The organism is Pannonibacter sp. CBAS1226 (assembly GCF_055685825.1).
The window spans coordinates 109,294-133,108 of the sequence record NZ_JBVOUO010000006.1 but is presented as its reverse complement, the minus strand read 5'-3'; the positions used below and the strand labels follow the sequence as shown (position 1 = coordinate 133,108).

General features: G+C 63.4%; 15 protein-coding genes. 1 reads left to right on the top strand and 14 read right to left on the bottom strand.

The window, feature by feature from the left end:
- The 13 genes from AC0CMF_RS17165 to AC0CMF_RS17105 form a co-directional block, all read right to left on the bottom strand.
- Complete coding sequence (locus AC0CMF_RS17165; RefSeq protein WP_374628802.1) at nucleotides 1-3,765, bottom strand: hypothetical protein; 3,765 nt, start codon at nucleotides 3,763-3,765, stop codon at nucleotides 1-3.
- Between the two features lie 4 nt (nucleotides 3,766-3,769).
- Nucleotides 3,770-4,636 (bottom strand): hypothetical protein, encoded by an 867-nt coding sequence (locus tag AC0CMF_RS17160; protein WP_050473001.1) that lies wholly within the window; start codon nucleotides 4,634-4,636, stop codon nucleotides 3,770-3,772.
- Nucleotides 4,637-4,639: 3 nt separating this feature from the next.
- Nucleotides 4,640-6,151, bottom strand: coding sequence for a hypothetical protein (locus tag AC0CMF_RS17155; RefSeq protein ID WP_050473002.1), 1,512 nt, complete (start codon nucleotides 6,149-6,151; stop codon nucleotides 4,640-4,642).
- Nucleotides 6,152-6,188: 37 nt separating this feature from the next.
- The gene (locus tag AC0CMF_RS17150) at nucleotides 6,189-10,526 is read right to left on the bottom strand and encodes a DUF6603 domain-containing protein (RefSeq protein ID WP_374628800.1); all 4,338 of its coding nucleotides are present in this window, start codon (nucleotides 10,524-10,526) and stop codon (nucleotides 6,189-6,191) included.
- Nucleotides 10,527-10,544: 18 nt separating this feature from the next.
- Entirely contained in the window at nucleotides 10,545-12,011 is a 1,467-nt protein-coding gene (locus AC0CMF_RS17145; RefSeq protein ID WP_374628799.1) for a ComEC/Rec2 family competence protein, read from the bottom strand.
- A gap of 247 nt (nucleotides 12,012-12,258) precedes the next feature.
- The gene (locus AC0CMF_RS17140; RefSeq protein WP_374628798.1) at nucleotides 12,259-13,314 is read right to left on the bottom strand and encodes a hypothetical protein; all 1,056 of its coding nucleotides are present in this window, start codon (nucleotides 13,312-13,314) and stop codon (nucleotides 12,259-12,261) included.
- Nucleotides 13,315-13,905: 591 nt separating this feature from the next.
- Complete coding sequence (locus AC0CMF_RS17135) at nucleotides 13,906-14,904, bottom strand: Gfo/Idh/MocA family protein (protein WP_374628797.1); 999 nt, start codon at nucleotides 14,902-14,904, stop codon at nucleotides 13,906-13,908.
- The gene (locus tag AC0CMF_RS17130; protein ID WP_374628796.1) at nucleotides 14,904-15,791 is read right to left on the bottom strand and encodes a sugar phosphate isomerase/epimerase family protein; all 888 of its coding nucleotides are present in this window, start codon (nucleotides 15,789-15,791) and stop codon (nucleotides 14,904-14,906) included. The genes AC0CMF_RS17135 and AC0CMF_RS17130 overlap by 1 nt, the downstream gene beginning before the upstream one ends.
- Before the next feature lie 26 nt (nucleotides 15,792-15,817).
- Nucleotides 15,818-16,651, bottom strand: a complete 834-nt coding sequence (locus tag AC0CMF_RS17125) for a carbohydrate ABC transporter permease (RefSeq protein ID WP_058898980.1) — start codon at nucleotides 16,649-16,651, stop codon at nucleotides 15,818-15,820.
- Nucleotides 16,651-17,577, bottom strand: a complete 927-nt coding sequence (locus AC0CMF_RS17120; RefSeq protein ID WP_374628795.1) for a carbohydrate ABC transporter permease — start codon at nucleotides 17,575-17,577, stop codon at nucleotides 16,651-16,653. The genes AC0CMF_RS17125 and AC0CMF_RS17120 overlap by 1 nt, the downstream gene beginning before the upstream one ends.
- Before the next feature lie 313 nt (nucleotides 17,578-17,890).
- Complete coding sequence (locus AC0CMF_RS17115; protein WP_374628794.1) at nucleotides 17,891-19,117, bottom strand: ABC transporter substrate-binding protein; 1,227 nt, start codon at nucleotides 19,115-19,117, stop codon at nucleotides 17,891-17,893.
- 45 nt (nucleotides 19,118-19,162) lie between these two features.
- Nucleotides 19,163-20,104 carry an alpha/beta hydrolase gene (locus tag AC0CMF_RS17110; RefSeq protein WP_374628793.1) on the bottom strand — a complete coding sequence of 314 codons (942 nt, stop codon included), beginning with the start codon at nucleotides 20,102-20,104 and terminating at the stop codon, nucleotides 19,163-19,165.
- Complete coding sequence (locus AC0CMF_RS17105) at nucleotides 20,101-20,787, bottom strand: GntR family transcriptional regulator (protein ID WP_019965938.1); 687 nt, start codon at nucleotides 20,785-20,787, stop codon at nucleotides 20,101-20,103. The genes AC0CMF_RS17110 and AC0CMF_RS17105 overlap by 4 nt, the downstream gene beginning before the upstream one ends.
- Before the next feature lie 150 nt (nucleotides 20,788-20,937).
- Between AC0CMF_RS17105 and AC0CMF_RS17100 the strand changes: the two genes are divergently transcribed.
- On the top strand, nucleotides 20,938-22,044 hold the full coding sequence (locus AC0CMF_RS17100) for an ABC transporter ATP-binding protein (protein ID WP_374628938.1): 1,107 nt from the start codon (nucleotides 20,938-20,940) through the stop codon (nucleotides 22,042-22,044).
- 10 nt (nucleotides 22,045-22,054) lie between these two features.
- Here the strand turns inward: AC0CMF_RS17100 and rtcR are convergent, their stop codons facing one another.
- Nucleotides 22,055-23,671 (bottom strand): RNA repair transcriptional activator RtcR, encoded by a 1,617-nt coding sequence (rtcR, locus tag AC0CMF_RS17095; RefSeq protein ID WP_374628792.1) that lies wholly within the window; start codon nucleotides 23,669-23,671, stop codon nucleotides 22,055-22,057.
- Nucleotides 23,672-23,815 lie beyond the last annotated feature (144 nt).

The following is a 23,815-nucleotide window of genomic DNA, read 5'->3' as shown; positions in this document are numbered from 1 at the left end:
TCACTTCTTGCGGAAACGCCGGGGGCTTGCGCCGCTGCGCGTGTCCGGCGCGTGTTCGAGTTTGAGCCAGCCTTCCTGGATCTGCTGCGGCAGCAATGAGACGTCGTCACCGCCGGCGACCGGCGTCACGCTCCACTGGCCCGCACCGGCGATCTGCGTGACCCAGTTCCACACGTATCCGCTCTCGGGCGGCACCGGCACTTGCGGCTCGTCGGCCAGAAGCACCGGTGTGGTGAGGAAGGTCACAGCGATCCGGGCCAGATCGTTGGAGATCATCGAGGACGGGATGGCCAGCTCGGTGAGCGGCAGCAGGCCCGTGCGTGCATGGACCGGTGCATTCGGATCAATCAGCATCGCGACGGTCACGGGTGTGCTCGCAGCCGACGTGACCAGGGTGATCTGGTCCGGTGCAGGCGGCTTGACGCCGTGGCTGTCCCCCGGATCTGCCGCTTCGGTGTAGAAGGTCTGGTATGCGTTCTCGCTGCCGTCATCGATGAAGTAGCCGGTCAGCCCGTCGTCGATGTCGTCGAATGCACCGAGCACGACAGGGATCTCGACGGTCGTTGCGCCGCCATCGTCCCGCTGTAGCGGATCAGATGCTCCGGTTGCGGCGGCGAAGCTTGCAAGGCTCTGGTTCATGGCCGGCAGGCCGAGCAGCTGAAGGTCCAGCGAGGCGCGCGTCAGGGCGAGAGGCCGGCCGATCAGGATCGAAAGGCTGTCGAAGGGCTGGTTCTGGCCGGGGGCGATGAAGCCCAGGCTCTTGTCGATGGCCTTCAGCATTTCTCCCAGATAGGCAACCGGATCGGCGGCGGAGGACATGCCCAGGGCAAAGGCGCGCAGATGCGGATTTGCATCGGCGAAGACTTCCTCGATGGGCTTTGCGAATGTCGCCTGATTGCCCGGTGCCCCTTGCCAGAAGGGGCCGAGCAGGTTGAACGAGCCGAGGGCCGTGCCGCTTTCGTCATAGATCATCAGCGCCTGGTCGAGCCGGTTGAACAGCACCCAGCCAAAGACCGGAGTTGTCGCCGGATGGCTGTTCATCTCCACCGCATCATTGTCCGCCGACAGCCAGTTGAAGAGGAGCCGCGAGGGCTGCGTGATCCGGAGCGGCAGGTTGATCAGTTCTTCGCTTTCGGCGGGAGGGATCAGGTTTTCAGCCCGCACAATGGCTGGGGCGGGAAGGTCCAGCGGCTGCCCGAATGTGTCGATGATGCGCACCCGGGTCACACGGAAGCCGCCATTGCGCAGTGGCGAGAAGGTGTTGTTGCCAAGCGGGCTGTCGGTGTTGAACGCAGCGACAGCCTCTTTCACCGTGACATTGGTGAAATTGGCAAAGAACACGCCCTTGAGAATCCCCAGCGGATCGGAAACGCCCATTTGCAGGATGCGGGCCAGCATGAGGAAGGACTGGTTGAAACCGCTGAGCGCCTGCGCCTGCATCGCCGGATGCAGGTTGTCGAGAATCTCGCGCAGTTCGGCGTCGATGTCTGAATCGGGGAAATTGGTGAGATAGGCCTCGATCTGCTGGCGAATGTTGATTTCCGTGTTGCCGGTCAGAACGATCGTGCCCTCATAGGTCCGGCTGTTGCTCTTGTCAGCCGGAATGCTGCCGTTGAACTGCAGATCCAGCTCGTCCGGCCCGAAGGTGTAGTTCGCGGTCAGAAAGCCGGGCGGGTAAGGAGGAAGGGCATTTGGAAAATGCTCCACCTCCCACTGCAGGATGATTGGCAGCCATGGCCGCGACCAGGGTTTGAAGGCGAGCGGGCTCGGCGGGGTGCCGGTGAAATGCAGCGAGGGCTCCGGAGCCGTTCCGTAGAGAGCGGCCTGCGCGGCCTCAATCTGCGCGGTGAAACCGGCGAAATCGGCAAGCGCCGGATTGCCCGCCCCTCCGAGCCTCGCGAATGCAGCTGCGGCAACGGGAGCCTGCACGGGATCGGCGAGGAAGGCTTCACCGGTCAGGGCGGTCATGGCCTCCGCAACCGGCAACCCGGCCGGAAGAGCAAGGGAAGGCAGCGATGCGGCGTCGATTTTGAACTGTGACTGGCCGCTGGTGGCGGTGAGGGAACTCAGGAGGGTGGTGGCCACACGGCAGACCATGTTGCCCGCCGGATCGCGGGCTTCGGCGGGTGCTGCCCTGTATGCCGGCCGGACTTCTTCGCCTGAGAAGAGCAGGGCCGGATCCGTCGGGGCATAGAACCTTGCGCCGTCCGTCGTTGTCAGGCTGTAGCGCGGGTCGAGAATGTCCAAAAGGGCGGCCTGAGCAGTCACCACAGACTGTCTGGCGGTCTGCAGATCCGACAGCAGGGTGTTCAGACTGCCGGTTTCGGCTGTGATGAACTGGCGCGCCTGATCTGCCGTGACCGGATAGCCGCCGGGCGGGGGCGGGGAATACTGGATCTGCATGTAACGCACCCAGTCGGCGAAGATGCGGGCCCGCAGACTGTCGCAGTTGCGCTCGAGCTCATCGGCCTGCGCCTGTGCAAGATTGAGAGCGTTGAGTGCATCGCCCGTCTCCGGCGGCAATTCGGCCAGGCTGGGAGCGCCCTCGGCGGAACCGAGATCTGCACCCGTTGCTGCCTCTATGGTCCAGACCGTGCCCTGACTGGCCGAGGCAAAGCCGTTCTTGTGCAGGGCATCCTCGACATCGCGCAGGCCTCCCGGCAGTTCGATCCGTGTCAGAAGGCCCAACTGAAGTGCGTTGAGGATCAGTTCGACATTCTGCAGCCCTGCGAAGTCGGGCTGCGCCGCAATCAGTGCCGATAGGGCTTCGGGGGTGGTGTTGCCGATCGCAACCTTGATGCCATCCGGTCCGGGCTGACGCGGCGTGATGTAGTGGGTGGTCTTGTCCCAGGCGATGTTGGTCAGCAGAGAGGTGTAAACGGTCCGCCCTGGCACCGCTGCAAGGCCATCTGCCGGAAAACTCCAGCCATAAGCGGCTGCGATTGCGGCGATCTTTTCGGCCAGCGTGGCCCCGGCAGGATAGGCAATGCGGGTGAGAGGGTCGTCCTTGGCATCCGCATGCCAGCCAGCCAGAAGATAGGATACGCGCGTGCTCGCAGGCGGGTAGGCGGCGGGGTCAAGATCCGCCAGCGTGTCCCAGAAGCCGAAGACATTCGGACAAAGCTGGTAGGTTGCGGCATAGGTCGCCTCGCCATAGCCGAGCGCCGTCAGGTTCGCGCGCTGGGCGGATGGGTCTTCTGCCCAGCCATCGAGGGCAAACACCCGGCCCAGCGTCTTCCAGGATTTGTTGGGCTGCACATTCGGAGTGGGCTCAATCGGAACGGCCAGGCTTGCCGCGTTCTGTACGGGATCCGTAGGCTGCAGCGGGGTCTCGCCGTCCCACAGCCGGTCGCTTTCGAGGATCCAGGCCTTCAGGCTGGTCTCGGGAGTCTGCGGCACGGCCGTGTTTGTCGCGATGCGAAGCACGAGCCAGCGGTTTGGCGCGGCCTGGAAACTGATCGACCCTGCCGTGTTCTGCGTCCCGTGCGTGAGGGTCTCCGGCAGCGCCCAGTGCAGGTGGATGCCTGTGTCGAGCGGATCCGAGGCCTTCTGGAACACGCCGGGCAGGACCTGGCTGCTGAGATAGGGGCCGGAGTTGCGGGCGGTGCCGTCCGCAGCATAAGGCAGCAGCGAGAAATCCGGGGCCAGCCGCGAGAAGTCTTTTGTGCCATAGGGCTGTGTCGCTGATCCGTTGACATCCGTCTCGCCGACGCACAGCGCGGCAAGATCAACCGGGACAACGAGCGTGTCGGAAAGGGCTGCCATTGGCTCACTCGTCCTCCTTCGGGGCCGTCTGGAACGTGACTTCCTGGGTTCCCTCGACGAGTTGCAGTGCAAACTCGGCGGAGGTGAAGGGAAGTTTGCTGCCGTCGGCGGAGTTGTCGGCATCGCGGGCGTAAAGAGCGGCGGAAAGATCCGACGCGAGCCTGGCAATCCGGATGGTGCGATGGGTTGCGTCCCTGTAGACGGGAGTCACGCTGGCGCCGTCAATCTGGTCACCCGGGCGCGTGCCCTCAGGCGCAGTCTTTGGAACGGTGACATAGCGCAAGGGTTTGCCGCCCTGAATGCCGATGCCGAAATGCAGGCCAATTGCCGGCTCACGCAGGATCACCTTGTCCAACTGGCCTTCAACCACATAAAGCAGGATTGAGTCCGTGACCCGCTCCATGCGGATCACGTTCGTCAGTTCCTGATTGCTGGCATCAAAGGCCACGATCTCGAGCTTCGGCCACCCGGCGACAACCTGACTGCGCAGGAGGAAGCCCGATGCTGTATCAGGCGCCGTTTCGCCTGCCGCCGCGGCTTTGTCTGCAGCTGCGTGAAGTCTGGGCATGGTAACCGTGTGCAGGGTTTCATCCAGCGCGCTTGATTGCCCGATGCTGCAGGCGCCCTCGACCAGCGCGAAGAGCCAGTTGAAATCGACATTGAAGAAGCGGATGGACTCGTTGGGAAGCATCCGCCCGTTCGCCACGAGATAGCGGAACGGAACCCCCTGCAATTGCTTCAGCCGCCCGAGCCAGTCCGTCACGGTGACGGCCGGATCATTGCCGTCGAGGGCCGCCTTCAGGCTTGAAGGGTCCTCAAGAAAGGATGTTATCCGCAGGCGTCCGCCGCCACGTGCGCTCAGTCGAACCATGGCTTAATCCTCCCTGTCTGCCGGCCCGTCACGGCCGCCACCGCTGCCGAGGCCCGGGGCGAGAAACTGCTTGAGCCGGGTGCGGATGAAATCGGCGGCGGCATGGTGGAGCTCGTTGCCGTCAGCCCTGGTGGCCCGCATCTGCGTGAGGGCAAGAGTTCCGCCGAAGGCTTCCTCCAGGACCTGCCGCTCGAAAGTCTCGAACACCTTCCGGGTGTTGGCGGTTTTCCACCGCACGAGAGCATCCGAGAAACCCTTGTCCTGCAGGGCGAGAAGACGGCCGATTTCCCAGGCGGCCGCGTAGCTCACGTCCATCATCCCTGTGTCCGGATCGTACCGCACGGCCTCGTCCGCCGTGCGGATCGGAGCGGCATTGTCCGCACCGCCCGGAACCGGCACAGTGATCGTGCCGGAGACTTCGAAGGGGACGAACGGGCCGCGGTACCACGACACCGTGCGGCTGCCCTGACGGGTGTGATGGTTGGCTGGCGTGTAGCCGAGATTGAGCGCGTTTGCGGCATAACGGCCCGCCTCCGAGGTATCTTCGGCGCCGTTCTTGATGGCAAAGACGCGCAGTCCATCCTCGGCATCGAGGTTCATCAGCAGGCCCGTGAAGGTTTGCTGCGGATCGACCGAGCGGTAGCTCCAGCTGAAAAGGCTCACGAGGCGGATGGTTTTGGCCGGTGTCCCGTCCGGCAGCAGGATGTTTGCGGGCGTGTAGCTGTCGCCTTGCGGGAGCAGGCTTGCCATGCCTTCGAGCGAAACCAGATGCACGGTCACACGGCTGTTCGGATCGGGCAGCCGGTTGCCGGTGACAACCGAGGTCTCGATGCTGGTTTGTCCGCTGGCAAGGCCAGCCGCGCGCAGCGGTGCCGTGCTGCTCACCGTGCGGCTGTGGGCAAGCCAGGGCATGTCGGCAAGCCCCGGTGCAACCGCGTTGAACAGGTCTACCGGCACGTCGATCACCCGGCAGGGGTCCCAGGGAAACTGGCCGTACTCCAGCGTCAGTCCCGGATAGGATACCGCGTCAGCAGGAAGCGCGCTGGCAGCCGGAGCCTCACCCTGCGCATGCGGGAAAGGCGCAGGCGTCAGGTCTCCCGTCATGACCTCGCTCACCCTTGGCGGGGGATCATTTTCGTCGAAAACAAGCAGGGCAAGCCAGCTTGAGTCCTGTGCGTCTCCGAGGGAGCGCTGCCAGGGCAGGCTTTGCAGGTTGAAGACGGCATGCGGCAGCACCGTCGCATATTCCCCCTGGCTGCCGGCGGGAGGAAACGAGCTGTCGATTGCGGTGCTGTCTATGGAGAAACGCGCCCCCGCGACCTGGAACCGCCGCGTATGCGTATAGGTTTCGTCGAACTGCGCATCCGGCCGCGCATTGGCGTCCGTGTTCCGCACGCTCTGGGCGACGGTAATTTCATAAAGTCCATCCTCCAGTGCGGGCCGGTGGCTCTGGATGAACGTGATTGTGCCCGTGACCGGCTCGGGATCCTTGGCTGCCTTCGGTTTCGTGCTCATGTGTGGTGCCCGTCCCTGTAAGCTGGCTCTGCCGTTGTCATGCCGCACGCTCCTCGCCGAGGTAGGAGAGAACCGGCGGGCTCAGCAGCACGATGTCTGCCTCGGCCGCCAGCACGCTGACATCAACCTGATCGTAGACACCCAGATCGAGCCCCGGCCCGTTCAGGACCGATAGGATCGCGGTGCGCTTTGCTGCAGAGGACAGCAGCGTGGTCTGGAAGGTCTCCATGGCCTGGCTCTGGTCGAACGGATCGGTCTGCGGGATGTCCGGCGTCAGCCAGGCAAATGTGACCGTGCCCTCGTTGTCCTGCTGCAGGATGGTGATATCGATCGGCAGCGGCGTGTGGTCCGGGACAGCCGGATTGGCCTTGATGCTGTAACCGACGCTGAGGCCGGAGATATTGGCCGGTGTCGAGTTGATCTGGCTGATCGACGGATTGACGATGGTCTTGCCGCCCCAGGTAGCAGAAGGAAGGTTGGACGTTGAAAGCGTCACCACCGCCGTCGTTTCGATGTCGAAGTGCGGATCTGCGGTGCCTTTGACGATCCGGTTGACCGTGATCGCATGGGATGAGCTGAAGTCGTCAATCGCAACGCCCACCGGGCCGACACCGAAGCCGGACTGTCCCACGGGCAGCGGCACCGTCCTGGTGGCAGCGGTGGTCAGGCTGGCCGATTTGCTGGGCAGGGCCGTCATGGTGACGATTTCAAGCGTCTCGCCCGAGACGATCCAGTCGGGAGCGGAGGGGTCTGACTTGTGGTCCGTCAGATCCTTGATGAGCCCTGACGCAACGGAGGCGAGGCAATAGGCGTCTGTCGTCACAGTGCTGCGCAGCGCCAGACCTTGGGCATGGGGAGCATCGCCCTGCGGCAGGAACGAGGTCTTGAAATCCGTCCAGCTGATCGGCTGCGGCACCGGCTTGTTCCGGTTGCCGATCGAGACGGTGAAGGTGATCACCGACAGGTCGACATAGATCGAGCCGCCAAAGGGAGGCCCCCAAAGGTTGAGTTCCACGCCGATATGCACGGAGATCGTGACCGAGGTGAACAGGAGATCCAGCTTGTAGGAGGCGCCGATGCTGAGGCCGATGCTGGCCTCATAGTGGAACGGCTTCCAGGACAGCAGGAAGTCGGCATGGGCTGTGAACCAGGCCTTGAGGTCGCCGCTCTGCCAGACAGCTTCCAGCGCACCGCCAGCCATGAGCGCCGAGGGCGTGAGCGCAAAATAGATGCCGCCCTGGATCGTCGTGTTGCCATCGACCTTCCAGTTGAAGCCGAGGCGGGGGACTTGCGGAAAATAGGCGGGTCTGGTGAAGGCGGGATTGTATCCGCCCAGTGTGACGACAAAATCGCCTGCGTGGTATCCGTTCGGGTCTCCGGCGGGATTGTCCTTGAACCACATGTAATAGGCTAACCCGCCCGTCAGCACGCAGCTTTTGTCGAGGATGAACGAGGCCGGGGTCAGCTTCGCCTCGATCTCCAGAATGCCGGTTGCCGGGGAGAAGCTTGCGCGCAGCGCCATCTCCACATAGCCGATCGGCTGGATTCCCGTTCCGGCTTTCGGGGGCAGGCTTGCGGTCGTCAGGCCGAGCAGGGCGAATTTGAAGTCGGTGCCGAACGCGACCGTGACCAGTGCGAAGGAATCCAGGATCTTGAACGAGGAGAATTTGATGCCGGCGGCAATCCAGTACTGCCCGACCCTCGGGGGGATGTCACTGGCGAGGGCCCCGATGACTTGCTGAACCTGGGATCCGATGTCGCCGGCCGGATTGGCGCCCGGCGGGTTCTTCCCGGTGGCCCAGGCGACCAGCGGAAATCCTGCAACGCCGTCGATGTCCGGCAGCAGCAGGTCGCGGTTGAAGCCAAGGCCGCCGGCAATCCCGTCGAGGAAGAAGAACGGGTAGCCGAACAGCGGCCGGTTGATCGAGACATACATGAAGAACGAAGGATCAGAGCCAAGCTGCGCATAGCCGCCGAGGGCGCCGAGGGTCAGCGACGGCACCGACACCTGCAGGGCACCGTTGAAATTCAGCGGATCGATCGTGCCGTAGAGGCCGCCGCTGACATTGACCGGGCCTTGCGCCACGGTGATGGTGAGGCCGGAGAGCGTTACGGCCGGATCGAAGGAATCCACCTTGGAGCCGATGCCGAGGCCGAGCAGCCCGATGCTGAGAACCTCCGCATTGAGCGAGATGTCACCCGTCACGAACAGGCGCTGGTTCTGATAGCTCAGCCCGAGCTTGCGGATGCCGAGCGGGCCGAACTGCTTCTGGATGTTGACCGACAGGCTGGCGGGCGGGGTTGCTGCATCTGCAACGGCTCCCAAGGCCCGGTCCGCCTGAGCGCCCGCCAGGCTTTCCTTGCTGGAGCCTCCGGTCGGGATCTGCAGCTCAAGGCTTTTCACCGTGTCGCCGAGCTGCAGGTTAGAGGAAACAAGAATTCCTTCAGAGAGACCGTCTCCGGGAAGCGGTATGATGCCTTTCGGCAGCAGCGCATTGACGGCAGCCGCCTGGGTCTTGTCGAAGCCGGGCTTGGCATAGGCGAATTGGAGCTGGTCAAACTCGACCGTCAGATCGGCCGGAAGCTTGTCACCGATGAGCGGGATATCGGTGAGACTGATGCTCGCACCAAGCTCCAGACCGAAGAGGAAGTGGTTGGTGGGCTGGGACTGGCCTGCGTCCTTCGCCTTGAGATAGGCGAATTTGACCGCATCCAGGGTGATCTCGATGTCTTCCGGGACAAGCCCGGCAAGCTGCTGCGATACGTCAGCCACGAGGTCATGCAGGCGCACGGAGCCGCTGCTGCGCTGGTAATCGGCGATGAAGATGCTCTGGCCGGTGTCGGTGGTGTTGAAGCGGATCTCGAATGTGTTGCCGGCAAAGACGACGGAACCGCCGAAGGTGGCGCTGTACCCGCGCGCTGTCGCCACGGCTTCGGGGCCCATGCGAAGCGCCTCGGGCGAGTTGGGATGCACGATATCGACACTGAAGGTGACCTCGACGGGCGTGTCGTAAACCGTGAAATCGCCAATGCAGAGAAAATGAAAGTCGCCGGTCTGTGTGTTGTAGCTGGTGGAAAGTGTCTTCAGCACCAGGGTGCGGATCGGCTCCGGGATCTGGTCGGGCGACAGGCCGAACTCGCGGCCCCAGTAGGTGATGATCTTGCCGATCGGGACTTCGGTGGCGCTGCCGGAGAGCGTCAGTCCTCCGCCCTTGCCATCATAGACGGCCCCCAGGAACAGCGCGGTGGCTTCGTCGATGACGATGGTGCCATGGAAATCAGCCGACACTGTTGTTGCAGGCGTGGTCGATACGCCGACACTTGCGGTGAGATCCTGCAGCTTGAGATCGCTGCCTGCGTCGATCTGGGCGACAAAGTCGAACGAGTACTGGCTCTGCGACAGATTGGCGAGCAGCGACAGCTGGTCGATCTCGACCTCCGGAAATCCCGCCGGAAGGGTGACGTTGAAATGGGCGAAAACATCCGCGATCGAGACGGTCTTGTCCTGTTGCAGGCGTCCCCAGACAAAGAAATTGCTTGGCGCAAAATGCGCGCCGATGTCGAAGGGCACACCCGCAAGGTCAAATTTGGCCTGAAGCTCGACATAGCTGCGGGCGCTGTCGAGAAAATCGACCATGAACTTGAGCGTGACCCCGCCTGCGGGAACATCGATGATGCCGAGCGCCGACCAGGCATCCGTATAGGCGATGTCCATGTAGACATAGGACAGTTTCGCGCCCGCCGGGTTGAAGGAGATCTCCAGCTCGGTCATCCCGAATTCGGCAAGCGTGTCGAGCGGGCTGGGCAGGTAGTCGGACAGGACGAGGCCGCCGGCCAGAGCGGAGAAGGCGTCAACTGAAAGAGGCTGCGCCGTGAAGGTTCCGCTCACGACCCAGTCGAGATCTGGATAAGGCGGCACCGCAACGGCAATCGGCAGCGTCAGCGTGTTGCCTGTGCCGATCACGATGTCGCAGGCCATTCCCGCAGTCAGGACTGCCACATCCTCCGCCGGCTGGAAGGACATGGAGGGGGTGGAGAGAACGAAGCCTGTCAGCAGTTCCCACTGTGTCCCGGCAGCGGTTGTGGTTGTGATGGCGAGCGAGAAGGGGCCGTCCGGCTTGCTCGCGTCCACGGGCTGGAACACCAGCTGCGTGGCCAGACCGGTCAGTCCGAAAAGGGACGCTGTGCCGCTCACCGTGACGGACTGGGGGCCGGACGTGCATGTCTCCACCGTGACAGTGGTGGCAAGGGCCAGCGCTTCATAGCTTGCGACCATGGCCGGCGACACATCGTCAGGGCCGATGGTCAGGCTGTCGCCGGGCTTGAGCCCCTTTGCCAGGGCGGCAAGGGCGTCATAGGTGGTGATCGCTGCCATGGCCTCGCGCGCCTCCGTCTACTGGAGTGTCTTTGGAAAGACGTGGAAGGGACAGTTTGCGACGCCGCAGGCCGGAGGCACCACGTTGTTCGCCATCATGATGTTGCCGCGTCCAGCCACGCCCGAGTTGGGACCCGTTTCGGCCGTCGAGGCGACATTGAGGAAATTGCCCCAGCCTGCGACCGGATAGGCTGCGACGGCAGCAGGGTTTGGATGGCCATAGCAATGCACGCCGCCCGGAACACCGCCATTGACCCCGTATGAATAGGCAAGGCGGCCCTGGTTTGCGGCGTAGGGGGCCGGAATCGGCGGGGCGGCCAGCGGAGCCGGCGGCGGGACCAGGTTTGTCGCGGAACCATGATGGGTTGCCGTCATCCAGCGCAATCCGCCAAAGCCGCCGAGGCCCGGTATCGACTGGAAGGCGGCATCACCCGGCAGCAGCATGTCGCGATTGTTGGGAATGTCGAGATGCACGATCACGGCAAGCCCGGTGTTGTTCAGGTCGCCAGGGGCAACGCCCGCACCCGGCACACACTGGATGATGTTGACATAGCCGCCGGGCAGCACGCCGAGACCGGCAGGGAATATGTGCACCTGACCATTCGGCGAGCCGTTGATCCCCAGGATCACGCCCGCCAGAAACGGTCCGGCCACTTGCGGCGGGAAGATCCAGTCCCGGTTGCGCAAGGCGGCTGCATTGGCCGACATGCCGAGCATCGAATAGTGGTCCCAATGGAAATGCGTCAGGATCCCGGGAGGATTGTTGGCGAGACACGGACCGGGATTGATGATCTCCACATTGCCGAGCGCATTGGCCGGCGGCATGCTGGCAAAGTTCGGGAACATCGGCAGGCCCGCATCCACATAGATCTGCGGTATGCCGTTGGCATCGTAGATCAGGTTGCAGGACGCCTGCCCGGTGTCCATCACGCCAACTTCACGCGGCTGAATGGCCATCAGCATCTTGATGAGCTTGGCAAGGTCGATCCGGGCGATGGGTTTGTAGCGCTGCCGCAGCCGGGTGAGCTTCGGACCGGTCAGTTTGCGCCCCGCTGCTTTCAGCGGAATCACGGTCGTGTCAAACACCGGGCGGGCGCGCTTGGCCGATCTGCCGCTATGGCTGGGAACCGTCAGGATGTACCAGTCACCTTCGGCGATATCACCCGCTGTCGTGCCGAGCGCTTCGGCCACCTCCTCCAGGGGAGCGTCATCGAAGACGAGCAGTGTGACGGGTGCGGGCGGCGGCAGGTCTCGCACGCTGTCCCCGAGGTTCATTACGGCAGCCTCGATCCACTCGAAGGGCACGAGTTCAAGCTGAACCGACTGGAGGATGGGGCCGCCCTCCTTGTATTGGACCTGTTCGATCTCTGTCAGATAGCCGTAATAGGTTTCGCTCGGGGAATCGTCGCCGTTGAACTCGGTGCCCTGCTTGCGCACGTCATCCATCGTTGCCAGAAGCGGTGCCGGGATCGCTGAAACTGCCAAGACTCTCTCCCTGAAGTTCGCGCCCGTAGGGCCGGGGATTGCAGAAGGAGGATGCTCTGTTCAGTGCCGCCCTGCCGGAAGGGCCGTTCCGTATTCCGGTTCAAAAGGGCTGCGGGCCTGCCATGGCAGGCACGGCTTCAGCCGCTGCCGGCTGGACGGGGCTGGCCGGGCGGCTTTCCGGCCGGCAATATCCGGCACCGGAGCCCTGCGGCCGGAGAGCCTCCGGCCGCAGATCGAGAGGCCCGTGTCAGCCGCCCTGCGCAAGCTTCGTCATGTCGCTTCCGACCGGGATCAGATAGTTGACCGGCATGTCGTTCAATGCGGTCAGCTGCCGTCCGTTGTCTGCGACATGGACGTGGTTGGGGAACACCTCGACTGCCGGGCGGGCATAGGCGGCAAAGACCTGGCTTCCTGGGGTGCTCGTCAGGATGGATGCGCTCATCGACACCGAGAAGTTTCCGTCAACGGGTGGGTTGCCATTGGCGTAGTAGGAATAGCTGATCGGTGACGTCCAGCCTGCCGGTACCTGATATGTCACCGTGAAACCGATCTGGGTCGGCTTGGTGACGGTGGTGGGCGGCAGGTTGATGTAGGTGCCGTCCGGCAGCGGGGTGCCGCAAGAGAACGAGACCTGCGAACCCACAGGGCAACTGACGCAGGTGACTGCGAACTGGACGGTCGCGGCCGTGGTCGATGGCGGATAGACCGTCGAGTTGGTGAAGGTCGGCGCACCGGCCGATGTAAACTGCACGTTGTGCCATCCGGTGCCGCCTGTCTTGCCGATCCAGGCCGCCAGGTCATTCATCGAGGTGACCGCGTTGGGCGGCTTCTGGCTCTCGAACGGATACTCGGGCGTCGAGATGAAGCCGACAAGGCAGGTGTGCTCGCTGATGTTGGTGGGCACCCAGACGAATGGGTCGGTCGTGACACCAATCGCATTCGGCGCGAGGGAACCAAGATCGCTTGTGGCGGAGCCGCGCGACGTCAGGATGGAGTTGTTCAGCCACTGTACGGGGTAGAGAAACAGCGACTGCGGTGCGTAGAAGACGCGGGCTGTGCCGGTCTGGGCTGCCGCATTGAGGTTCTTGCCGCGCAGATAGACGTAGTTGGTGGCGTTCTGCACGACCGGCTGCGTGGGGTCTGTCCCGTAACTCGCAGCGGTGCTGAACACGGCCTGCGGATCCTGGGTCGGCTGTGTGCCGGCCATGATGATGTCTGGGCTTGCCGTCCAGCCGCCAGTCCGGGGCATGAGGCCCTGGTCCTGAAGATTCTGGCGCAAGAGAATGCCGTCGTACTGGGTCATCGACTGCCTCCCGAGCTGTTTGGAGCTGTGCCTGGATAGATTGAACTTTCCGGAGCGGCTGTCATTTGCGCAACCGCAAGTTAAGCTACCGCAGGGGTATACATCTGGCAATCAAAATATCGCGCAATAGTTTTTAATAAAACTATATCAACTTTTGGTTGAAATTGAAGTGTTGCGCCCAAGTCTTGCTGTCTTCAGCTTTTGGTCAGCAAGCCGGCTGCTCTGGGGTCTTGTCGTGCAGGGCCTCTGCCGCTGTTTTTCTTGCAGGCAAGCAGGGCTGTCCGTAGTTTTTCGCCGTCATTATGCCGGCGATTGCCGCCGCGCACAGGGACAGCGTGGCCCGTGTTCGTGGCAGCAACACGGGCAGGATCTGCGTCGTATGGTTCTGTTCCTGATCGCAGGCGGGGCAGGCAGGCTTCATGGGGGGGCCCAGTCACCAACATCTTCACGGCCGTTCATCATGCCGCTGCCAAATTCCCCGCCTGTCCTTATACCAAGGCTTTCGATGCTGACGCATCACGCCTTGAAAATGCTCAAGCGCCGCACGGGCTTGACCAATTCTTGATGAGTCAAGCTCATCGAGAATTGGTATTACTCCTCGATCAGCGCAATCATCGTCTCCAGCCGCTTCATCGCCAGCCAGCCGTCGTGGATCTGCGGGGCGTTGCTGCTTTCGCCGCGAAGGGTGGCGGCCACGTCGAGGAGGAGGGCGTGATAGCCCTTGTAGTCCTCGTTGGCGGCGGCGGTGAAGTTGGGCGACCAGGTGAGGCTGTCGCAGCCCGGATCAAGGCTCGCCTGCGGGTCATCCACCTTGAAGGGCGGGTTGCGGCGCCAGGTGACGTTGATGACGTTCTCCACCTCGATACGGTTGTGGTCGCCCATGATCTGGACGAATTCCATCGGCGTGCCGCGGGACTGGACCGTGCCCATGATGATGTTGCCGATGACGCCGTTTTCGCACTCGAAATTCATGTGCAGCAGCATCTTGCCCTTGTCCGGCACATTCTTGCGCAGGCGCACGTCGGCAAATTCGGAACCGGCAAACCAGGTGATCAGGTCCATGTAGTGGACGCAGTGATGCAGGTAGAAGCCGGTGTAATCCACCTCTCCGGCGAAGTAGGTCGGCGCGGTCATGTAGCTGCCGTGGATGCCGAGCACCTGCCCGAAGGCGCCGCCATCAAGAATGTTCTTCGCCACCTTGTTGCCGGCCGAATAGCGCTTCATGAAGCCGACGGTGACGGGCACGCGGGCGGCTTCCGAGGCCTTGACCAGTTCCAGCGCCTGCGCCGCCGTGGCTGCGGGCGGCTTCTCCATGAAGACGGGCAGCCCCCGCTTCAGGGCAGCGAGCGTTGCCCGGTAGTGGATGTCCGGCCCCACCGCCATGCCGATGGCATCAATGCCGCCAGCCGCGATCATCTCTTCAAAGTCCGTATGGACGGATGTTGCACCGAACTGCCGGGCGGCATTGCGGGCGGCGGCCTCGTCCCGGTCGCAGACGGCGGTGATTTCAAAGCCGCTGCGGGCGAGTTGCGGCAGCAGCATCCAGGTTGCGTGGCGGCCGCAGCCGATCCAGCCGATCTTGATCGTCATCAGTGATTGACCTCAGCAAATGTCAGGGCAGAGCGGATCAGGCCAAGGCCCGCCCGCAGCTTTTCATCTTCGTCTTCGTGGGGCGCGCGCCAGTGGGCGATGGGCAGGGCCACCCGGTCGTCCTCGCGGCGGAAGGGCTCCAGCGACACCGGGCCCTCGTAGCTGACCGCATGGAGGGCGCGGGCAATGGCCGTCCAGTCCATGTTGCCGGTGCCGGGGAAGCCGCGATGGTTCTCATTGGCCTGGAAATGCACCAGCCGGTTTCCGGCGGCGCGGATGGCGTCCGGAATGGAGCGCTCTTCCATGTTCATGTGGAACGTGTCCAGCATCACGCCGAGGCCGGGGTTCCCCACCGCATCGCAGACCTCGATGGCCTGCGCGGTGGTGCAGATGATGTCGGTCTCGAAGCGGTTCAGCGGCTCCAGGCCGAAGACCTTGCCAGCTTCCGCCGCCTGCCTTGCGGCAACGGCAAGGCCTTCGATGGTGCGGGCGGCGCGGGCGGCGATCTGGTCTGCGCTCCAGGGGAAGGGCGGGCGTCCGGCAAAGACCAGCGGCTCGCCATAAAGCGGCCCGCCAATGATGGTGGCGCCAATGCGTTCTGCCGCCGTAATGCAATAGGAGAGATAATCCTGTCCGCCCTTGCGTGCGCCCGCATCCTCGCTGGCGATGGAGCGCTGCAGGTTGACGCGGGCGGCGAGCACGATGCCGAGGCCTTCGCCCGCGCAGATGCGGCGCACTTCGTCCGGGTCGAGATCATCCTCCGGCTCCGGCACCAGCAACTCGATGAAATCGAAGCCGAGTGCGCGGGTCTTCTTCAGGAACGGCAGTGCGGCATTGGTGAAGGGCCGGGTGTATTGCATCGAGATGATGCCGATGGGGTTTTTCACGGAATAGGTCCTCGTCTTGGATGGGATCAGCCCTTCACGGCGCCTTGCGTCAGGCCGCCCACCAGCCGCCGCTGCACGATCAGGAAAAGAAGGGTTGCGGGCATGGCGCCGACGATGCCGCCGGCAGTCAGCAGGCCCCATTGCACCTGGTATTCGCCGATCATGCTCTGCACGGCGACGGTGATGGGGCGCACGCTCTGGCCGCCGAGGGTGAGGGCGTAGAGATATTCGTTCCATGCGGTGATGAAGATGTAGATGCCCGTCGCGATGATGCCGGGGGTGCACAGTGGCAGCACCACTCTCGTCATGGCCTGCAGGCGTGAGCAGCCGTCGGTCATCGCGGCTTCATCCAGCGAGCGGGGAATGCCGTTGATGTAGCTCGTCATCATCCAGACCGAGAAGGGGATGGCGATGGTCGAGTTGGCGATGATCAGGGCAAAATGCGTGTCCAGAAGCCCGAGCTGACGCATCAGCACGAAGAGCGGCAGGATCAGCAGCACCAGCGGGAACATGTTGATCAGCAGGAACTGCAGCAGCAGCACCCGCTTGAAGCGGAAGTCAAAGCGCGAAAAGCTGTAGGCGGCGGAGACCGACAGGGCGAGGCCCACCACCACCGTGCCCGAGGCGATGATGAAACTGTCGAGCATGTTGCGGGCAAAGCCCACATTGGCAAAGAGCCGCTCATAGTTGTTCATCACCAGATCGGCGAGCGAGGGCCCGCGGGTGAAGAGCTTGTCTTCAGCTGTCAGGGACGTCAGCGCCATCCAGAGGTAAGGCCCCAGCGTGAAGGCGAGGATCGCCAGCATCGGCAGGTCGACCGTCAGGATGCGGGTGAGGGTTGTCTTGCGTCCGAGGGCCATCACTGCACCGCCTTTGCCGAACGTTTCAGATAAAGCACCACCACGCCCAGAAGCAGCAGGGTGAAGGTCATGGCCAAGGCCGAGCCATAGCCGAAGTTGAGATTGGTCCGCGCTTCGAGGAAGGCGTAGAGCGGCAGGGTGTAGGTGGAGTAGCCCGGCCCGCCGCCGGTCATGACGAAGATCACGTCCATCGAGTTGGCCACCCAGATGGTGCGCAGCAGAATGGCGGTGAACAGCACGCCCGAAATGCCCGGCAGGGTGATGTGCCAGAACTGGCGCAAGGTAGACGCGCCGTCGATGGCGGCCGCTTCATAGTAGCTTTTGGGGATCGACTGGAGACCGGCGAGGATCATCACCGCGAAGAACGGAAAGCCCTGCCAGGTGAGCGTCAGGATGATCGCGTAAAGCGCCGTGTCCGGGTTGGCGAGCCAGGGGATCGAGGTTTCCAGAATGCCGATGCGCAGCAGAAGGTCATTGAGGATGCCGTAGTTGGAATCGTAGATCCACGACCACATCAGCGCGATGACCACCGAGGGCAGCGCCCAGGGAATGATGATCAGGGCGCGGGCGAGCGGCCGCCAGGGGAAGTTCTGGTTCAGCAGCAGCGCCGTTGCCAGCCCCAGCAGCGCCTGTGCGGGAACGGTGAGTGCAATCCACAGCACGGTATGGCGCAGGGAGATCCAGAATACCTCGTCCTGCAGGATCGCCAGATAATGCGTGAGGCCCGCCCATTCAAAGCTCCTGGGCCGGAACAGTACATAGTGGTGCAGGCTCATCCAGGCGGTCTGCACCATCGGGAAGAAGACGATGGCGAGGGTGACCAGAACGGCCGGCGACAGCAGGGCCAGTGGCAAAACCTGCCGCGACAGGGCCGCCCGCCGTGATGTCTGGATGTCCCCGCCGTGGGGCCGCGTAATGCTGGACATGGTCTGGCTCTTCAGGGTTTGCGGGCCGCGCTTGCGCGCGTGTTCAGTGTTGGTGTCAGCAGATGGGTTCGTGGCGCCTCCGCACCCCTCCCCCTCGTGGGGAGGGGGTAGGGGTGGGGGGAAGAGCCTCTCCGGTGGGCAGGGAGATAAATGGTCGTAAATGGCATTCCCTATCGATAACCCGTCCAAGAAACTTTTGATTTTTCAGTTTGTTGCAGGCTCAGAGCCCCCCACCCCTACCCCCTCCCCACCAGGGGGAGGGGTGCGGAGAGGCCGGGTTCCAAGGCGAAGAAGCCCTCCGCCTCCCGCCAGATCACTGTCCTTCGAACAGCTTGGCGATGGCTGCGTTCATGTCGGCTGCGGTGATCTGGCCGAGCAGCGCGCGCTGCATGTTGGCCGGCCACACCGTGTTGACGAATTCCGGCGTGTTGGATGAGGCCGGCAGCAGGTGGGCGAAGGGAAGCGAGTCCTTCGTTGCCTCGACGAAGCGTGCCTCATGGCCGTTCCAGCTGGCTGTGTCGGTCTTGGTCACCGGCAGCTGGCCTGTCGCAGTGTTGAAGAGCGCGTTGTTGCCTTCAGTGGAGAGGAACGAGATCCACTTCCATGCGGCCTCCTTGTCGGTGGCCGAAGACAGGACACCGCTGGATTCATCGCCGAAAGTGGTCCAGCGGCCGCCGCCGCATTCGGGCACAGGAACGGCGCTGACCTTGTCGCCAAGAGCGGCCACCAGATCGCGGGAAGAGCCCACGTGGTGGATCGTCATGGCGGTCACGCCGGTCTTGAAGGCGCCGATGATTTCCTGGAAGCCGTCATTCGGGGCTGAGGGCGGGAACACCTTGTCCTTCTGGAACAGGTCGACGACGAACTGGGTGCCGGCAACGCCAGCCTCGGAGTTGAGGCTTGCATCCAGCGCCACACCGGTGCGGCCAAGGGTGAAGGTGCCCCAATGCTCGTGACCGGACTTGCCGCCCCGGAAGCCGAAGCCGTAGGTGTCGATCCTGCCGTCGCCGTTGGTGTCGCGCGTCAGCTTGATGGCGGCATCGCGCAGCTCCTCGCAGGTCTTGGGCGGGGTGAGGCCCAGTTCCGCGAACATGTCGGCGCGGTAGTAGAGATAGAGCGCCACATACTGGACCGGCAGATAATAATGCTTGCCGTCCTGCGCCTTGGTCAGCTCGAACAGGTTGTCGAGGATGTTGTCCTTGCCGTCCCAGCTGTTGATCCGCTCATCCAGCGGCTCCAGTGCTTCCATTTCCAGAAGGCGGGGCAGGGCGAACATCTTCAGCATCGCCGCGTCCGGGGCATTGCCGCCGGCAATCGCGGTGTAGAGATTGTCGTAATAGCTGTTCCAGGGAATGTTGCGGGCATCGATCTTGATGTCCGGGTTTGCATCCTCGAACTTCTTCACCAGATCCGACATCGGGTTTTCCGGGTTGTCGAAGTGGTACCAGAAGCGCACGGTGCTGGCGGCATCCGCCTGACCGGCAAGCAAAGCGGTGCCGAGGCCGGCCACGAGGGCCAGCGTGCTGATCATGGTCTTCATGTGCTATTCTCCTCCCAAAGAACTCGCGGGTAATTTACGGCGGGTTCAGGTCATCGTGCGGAACGCCTCGCCCGCACGGTCAAAGGCAGCCTCCGCCTGAGGCAGCCAGATGCTCATCTGCATGAAGCCGTGCACCACGCCGGGCACGGTGTCGAAAAGGTCCTTGCGGCCAAGCGCGTGCAGCCTTGCGGCCAGCGCCTCGCTGTCGGAGCGCAGCGGGTCTACCTCTGCGGCATTGAGATAAAGCGGCGGCAGGGCGGCGAGGATCTCATCGGATGCGCGCGCCGGGGTCAGGCAGGGATCGGACAGGCGCTGGTCCTCCGGCGCATAGAAATCCCAGTAACGCTGCATCTTGCCGCGCGTCAGGCCGGGGCCATCGGCCACCTGCCGGTAGCTGGGGCTTTCAAAGTTCGCGTCGAACACGCCATAGAACAGCAGCCCGCAATGCGGCAGATCGCGGCCCTTGAGGCGGACCATCAGAGCCAGCGCCAGATTTGCCCCGGCGCTGTCGCCAGACACCGACCAGCGCCGGCCGGTAAGGACATGTTCGCGCTCCGCCCAGAGGGACAGGCAATCGTCCAGTCCTGCCGGATAGGGATGCTCCGGCGCCAGCCGGTAATCGAAGGTGATGACGGGTGCGCCCGTTGCCAGCGCCAGCCGCCGGGCCGCGCCTTCATGGGTTGCCGCCGAGCAGAAGGCCCAGCCGCCGCCGTGGATATAGAGGATGGCCTCGCGGCCCGCATCGGACGGGGGGATGAAGACGAATGCCCGCCGTCCGCCCGGCGTTTCCACGATCAGCTCCCGTGCCATGGCCGGGGCGGGGCCGTTCCAGCGCCGGTTGGCGGCTTCGGCCTTTGCGCGTCCTTCGGCGGGCAGCAGCTGTGTCGGGTCCGGCGGTATGCCGTCTTCGGCCATCAGCCGCTCCATCACGGCCTGCATCTCCGGGGCAAGCGGCGGCAGGGGCAGGGTGTTGCGGTCTGCCGTCATGATGGCATGCCTCCCACGGTCATCACCGCCGGTCCCAGATCCACGATGGTGGAGATGTGATGGGAGAGAGCCTGATGCAGCGCCTTGGCATCGCGGGCCTCGACGGCCTCGATGATGACCACATGCCGGTTGGCAGTTGCCATCAGGTCGCGATCTTCGGCGCGGCTGTTGAGGATCTTGAAACGCTGACTGTGCACGAGGCAGCGGGCCAGCACCGGCTCGACCACAGGCATATGCGCGGCGGCGAAAAGGCTCAGGTGGAAGTGGCAGTCGTGCTGCAGCAGGGAATATTCGTCCTCCTGCAAAGCGGCAAGGCGCATCATCTGCAGATGGCCTTCCAGCGTCTTCATCAGCGCGCCATCGGTTGCTTCGGCCACGCGGATGGCGGCCCGGCATTCGATGTCATGGCGGATGTGCAGCAGCTCGCGCACGTCTTCGGAATTCGCCGGGGAAACATGGGTGTCGCGGCGGGCGCGGCGGATGATCAGCCCTTCCTCGGACAGGCGCATCAGGGCCTCGCGGATGGTGCCCTGGGCCACCTCGAAACGCTGGGCCAGCTCCAGCTCGCGCAGCACCTCGCCCGCAGCCAGCTTGCCGAGAACGATCTCGCGGCGCAAAGCCTCCTCAACCAGCTCGCTGCGGCTGGGCTGTGTCCGGGATCTGAGGTTTTCAACGGCGCTCATGCAGGATCTTCCGTTCGCCACGGGTATTTCGATCGTATTGATAATCGCATTCTTATTGATAATGTCAACCGTATTGATAATATGGTTTTGAAATTTCCGGCTGGGAGGCCGGGCCACGGGATGAATGCAAACGAGCTTGAGGAGGAAATGATGGCGCGGATTGAGCTGGCAAAGGTCGTCAAACGCTATGGCGCGGTGGAGGCCATTCATGGCGTTGATCTGGAGATCGGGGACGGGGAATTCGTCGCTTTTGTCGGCCCCTCCGGCTGCGGCAAGTCCACCATGCTGCGCATGATCGCGGGGCTGGAGGAGATCAGCGGCGGCACGCTGCGCATTGGCGAGGCCGTGGTCAATGATGTGGAGCCCAAGGGCCGCGACGTGGCCATGGTGTTTCAGGACTATGCCCTGTATCCGCATATGAGCGTGGCGCAGAACATCGGCTTCGGCCTGAAGATGCGCGGCGAAGCGCCGGAGGTGATCCGCCAGAAAGTGGAGGACGCCGCCCGCATCCTGCAGCTTGAAGACTATCTGGAGCGCAAGCCCGGCCAGCTCTCCGGTGGCCAGCGCCAGCGCGTTGCCATGGGCCGTGCCATCGTGCGCAAGCCCAAGGTCTTCCTGTTTGACGAGCCGCTGTCGAACCTCGATGCCAAGCTCCGGGTGGAAATGCGCACCCAGATCAAGCGCCTGCACCGCATGCTGCGCACCACGACCATCTACGTCACCCATGATCAGGTGGAAGCCATGACGCTGGCCGACCGTGTGGTGGTGCTGCGCGGCGGTAATCTCATCCAGCATGGCCGCCCGCTGGAGCTTTACGAGCGTCCCAACTGCCGCTTCGTCGCCGAATTCATCGGTTCACCCCAGATGAACATCCTGCCCGGTGTGGTCATCAGTTCCGATGGCAGCCCGGCCGTGGAACTGGACGGCGGGGCAATGGTCCGGACACCCGGTCTTGCGGCTGAGCCCGGACGCAAGGTGGACGTGGGCATCCGGCCCGAGCATATCGAAGCCTGCAGTGAAGCCGGGGCTGATCTCGTGGTGGACGTGGATGTGCTGGAGGAGCTCGGCTCCGATACCCTTGCCATCTGTCTCTGGGCCGGGCGCGAACTCACCGTCCGCCTTCCCGCCGGTCCCGGTTCAGGTCTGGGCTCAATTCAGGGCTCAAGTCTGGGCCTCGCCGCCCGCACCCGCCTCCCCTTGCGCTTCCGCCGCGACTGCCTGCACGTCTTCGACGCGCAGACTGGTGTGCGCCTTTGAGGGAGGAAGCTCAGGCGTCTCCTGTCCGGCGCTGGATCTCGTCAAACTTCAGGCCGAAGCGTGCGAGGTATTTGGTCAGCCGGTCCGCGTCGTTGCTGCTTTTCTTGCCGAGCCGGGAGCGGGCGAACAGTGCCCGTCCCGCACTGCTGGCGCTGGGGTGCTCGCGGCAGACTTTCAGAACGGCGGCAAGCTGGGCCTGATCGAAGAGATCCAGCTCTGCCGCAGCTTCTGCTCCCAGTGCGGCAGTGAGAATATCACCGGCTGCGTCTTCCTGTGCTGCCCCCGCCCATGCCGCCTTCAGGCGTGCCACTTCCGCGGCAACCTCCTCCACGGTGATGCGTCCTTGCGGGGCGAGGGTGGCCATGCGTGTCACCGAGGCGGAAAGGTCGCGGAAATTGGCGCTCCATGCCGCAGCCGGAGAGGAGGCGAATGCGAGATAGCGCTCGCGGGCTTCCTTGTTGAAGGTGACGTTCTGCCCCTCGCGCTCCAGAAAGCGGCGCAGCTCGAAGTCGAGGTTGGGCTCGATGTCCTCTGTCCGGTCACGCAGGGCGGGAAGCTGGAAGGTCCACAGGTTGAGCCGGGCCAGCAGGTCTTCCCGGAAGCGCCCCTTGCGCACCTCCTCGCGCAGATCCCGGTTGGTCCCGGCGAGAAGTTGGAAATCGGCCGACACTTCCTTGTCCGCGCCAACTGGCAGGAAGCGCTTTTCCTCGATGGCGCGCAGGCACATGGCCTGTTCGTCCAGTCCCAGTTCGCCAATCTCATCCAGAAACAGCACACCCTTGTCCGCCGACATGAGCAGGCCCGCCCGCTCGGACGAGGCGCCGGTGAAAGCGCCTTTCACGTGGCCGAAGAGGGCGGACATGGCCTGATCACCCCGCAGCGTGGCGCAGTTCACCTCGACAAACGGACCGCTGACCTTGCGTTGGGCCTTCTTCAGTTCATAGAGCCGCCTGGCCAGCTGGGACTTGCCCGCGCCCGTTGGCCCGGTGAGAAGCAGCGGCGCGCTGGAGCGCATGGCGACACGCTCGATCTCGTCGATCATCCGGTTGAAAGCGGTGTTGCGGGTCGAGATGCCGGACTTGAGGAAGGAGGCGGCTTCCGCCTGTTCCGAAGCAAAACGGGTGGCGATCTCGTCATAGCGCGAAAGGTCGAGGTCGATGATCGTGTGTGAGCCGGAGTAGTCCTGATCCGGCTCCCTGTCGCGCGGCGGGGAGAGTTGCAGCAGCCTTGCGGGAATGATGCGCGCTTCCGTCAGCAGGAACCAGCAGATCTGCGCCACATGGGTGCCCGTGGTGATGTTGACGAGATAGTCCTCCGCGTCCGGATCGAACGGATAGGCGCGGGCAAAGTCGCGCAGCTTTGTATAGACCTCAGAGAAATCCCATGGGTCTGACAGGTTGATGATGTTCTGCCGCACTTCGGTGGCGGGAGACACGGTGTCGATGTCCCGGATCACGGTCTGGGCCAGCCGGTCGAAATGGCTGTCGTGAACCAGCTCCACCCTGTCGAAGAAGAGGCCCGGCTGCTGCGTCAGGGCGACATTCGGCCGCCACCGCTTCCAGCGGTCGCCGCGGCCGCCCATGTCGAGGGTGGTTCCGAGGATGCTGATGGCAACGCGGCGTTTCATGATTTCTCCAAAAATATAAGTCTTATATTTTTATATACACTCTGATGGGTGTCTGGTTCCAGAGGGAATTTGCTCCGGACACTTGGGTAATTTTTTATCTTCATTAATTTCAATGGTTTATTGGATTTTCTGCGCTGTTTTCCA

Bases quoted from the DNA above. Each gene is read 5' to 3' on its own strand.
- AC0CMF_RS17125 (WP_058898980.1), bottom strand. From the start codon at position 16,651: ATGGCCCTCGGACGCAAGACAACCCTCACCCGCATCCTGACGGTCGAC.
- AC0CMF_RS17105 (WP_019965938.1), bottom strand. From the start codon at position 20,787: ATGAGCGCCGTTGAAAACCTCAGATCCCGGACACAGCCCAGCCGCAGC.
- AC0CMF_RS17120 (WP_374628795.1), bottom strand. From the start codon at position 17,577: ATGTCCAGCATTACGCGGCCCCACGGCGGGGACATCCAGACATCACGG.
- AC0CMF_RS17155 (WP_050473002.1), bottom strand. From the start codon at position 6,151: ATGAGCACGAAACCGAAGGCAGCCAAGGATCCCGAGCCGGTCACGGGC.
- AC0CMF_RS17100 (WP_374628938.1), top strand. From the start codon at position 20,938: ATGGCGCGGATTGAGCTGGCAAAGGTCGTCAAACGCTATGGCGCGGTG.
- AC0CMF_RS17150 (WP_374628800.1), bottom strand. From the start codon at position 10,526: ATGGCAGCGATCACCACCTATGACGCCCTTGCCGCCCTGGCAAAGGGG.
- AC0CMF_RS17165 (WP_374628802.1), bottom strand. From the start codon at position 3,765: ATGGCAGCCCTTTCCGACACGCTCGTTGTCCCGGTTGATCTTGCCGCG.
- AC0CMF_RS17115 (WP_374628794.1), bottom strand. From the start codon at position 19,117: ATGAAGACCATGATCAGCACGCTGGCCCTCGTGGCCGGCCTCGGCACC.
- AC0CMF_RS17110 (WP_374628793.1), bottom strand. From the start codon at position 20,104: ATGACGGCAGACCGCAACACCCTGCCCCTGCCGCCGCTTGCCCCGGAG.
- rtcR (WP_374628792.1), bottom strand. From the start codon at position 23,671: ATGAAACGCCGCGTTGCCATCAGCATCCTCGGAACCACCCTCGACATG.
- AC0CMF_RS17135 (WP_374628797.1), bottom strand. From the start codon at position 14,904: ATGACGATCAAGATCGGCTGGATCGGCTGCGGCCGCCACGCAACCTGG.
- AC0CMF_RS17140 (WP_374628798.1), bottom strand. From the start codon at position 13,314: ATGACCCAGTACGACGGCATTCTCTTGCGCCAGAATCTTCAGGACCAG.
- AC0CMF_RS17160 (WP_050473001.1), bottom strand. From the start codon at position 4,636: ATGGTTCGACTGAGCGCACGTGGCGGCGGACGCCTGCGGATAACATCC.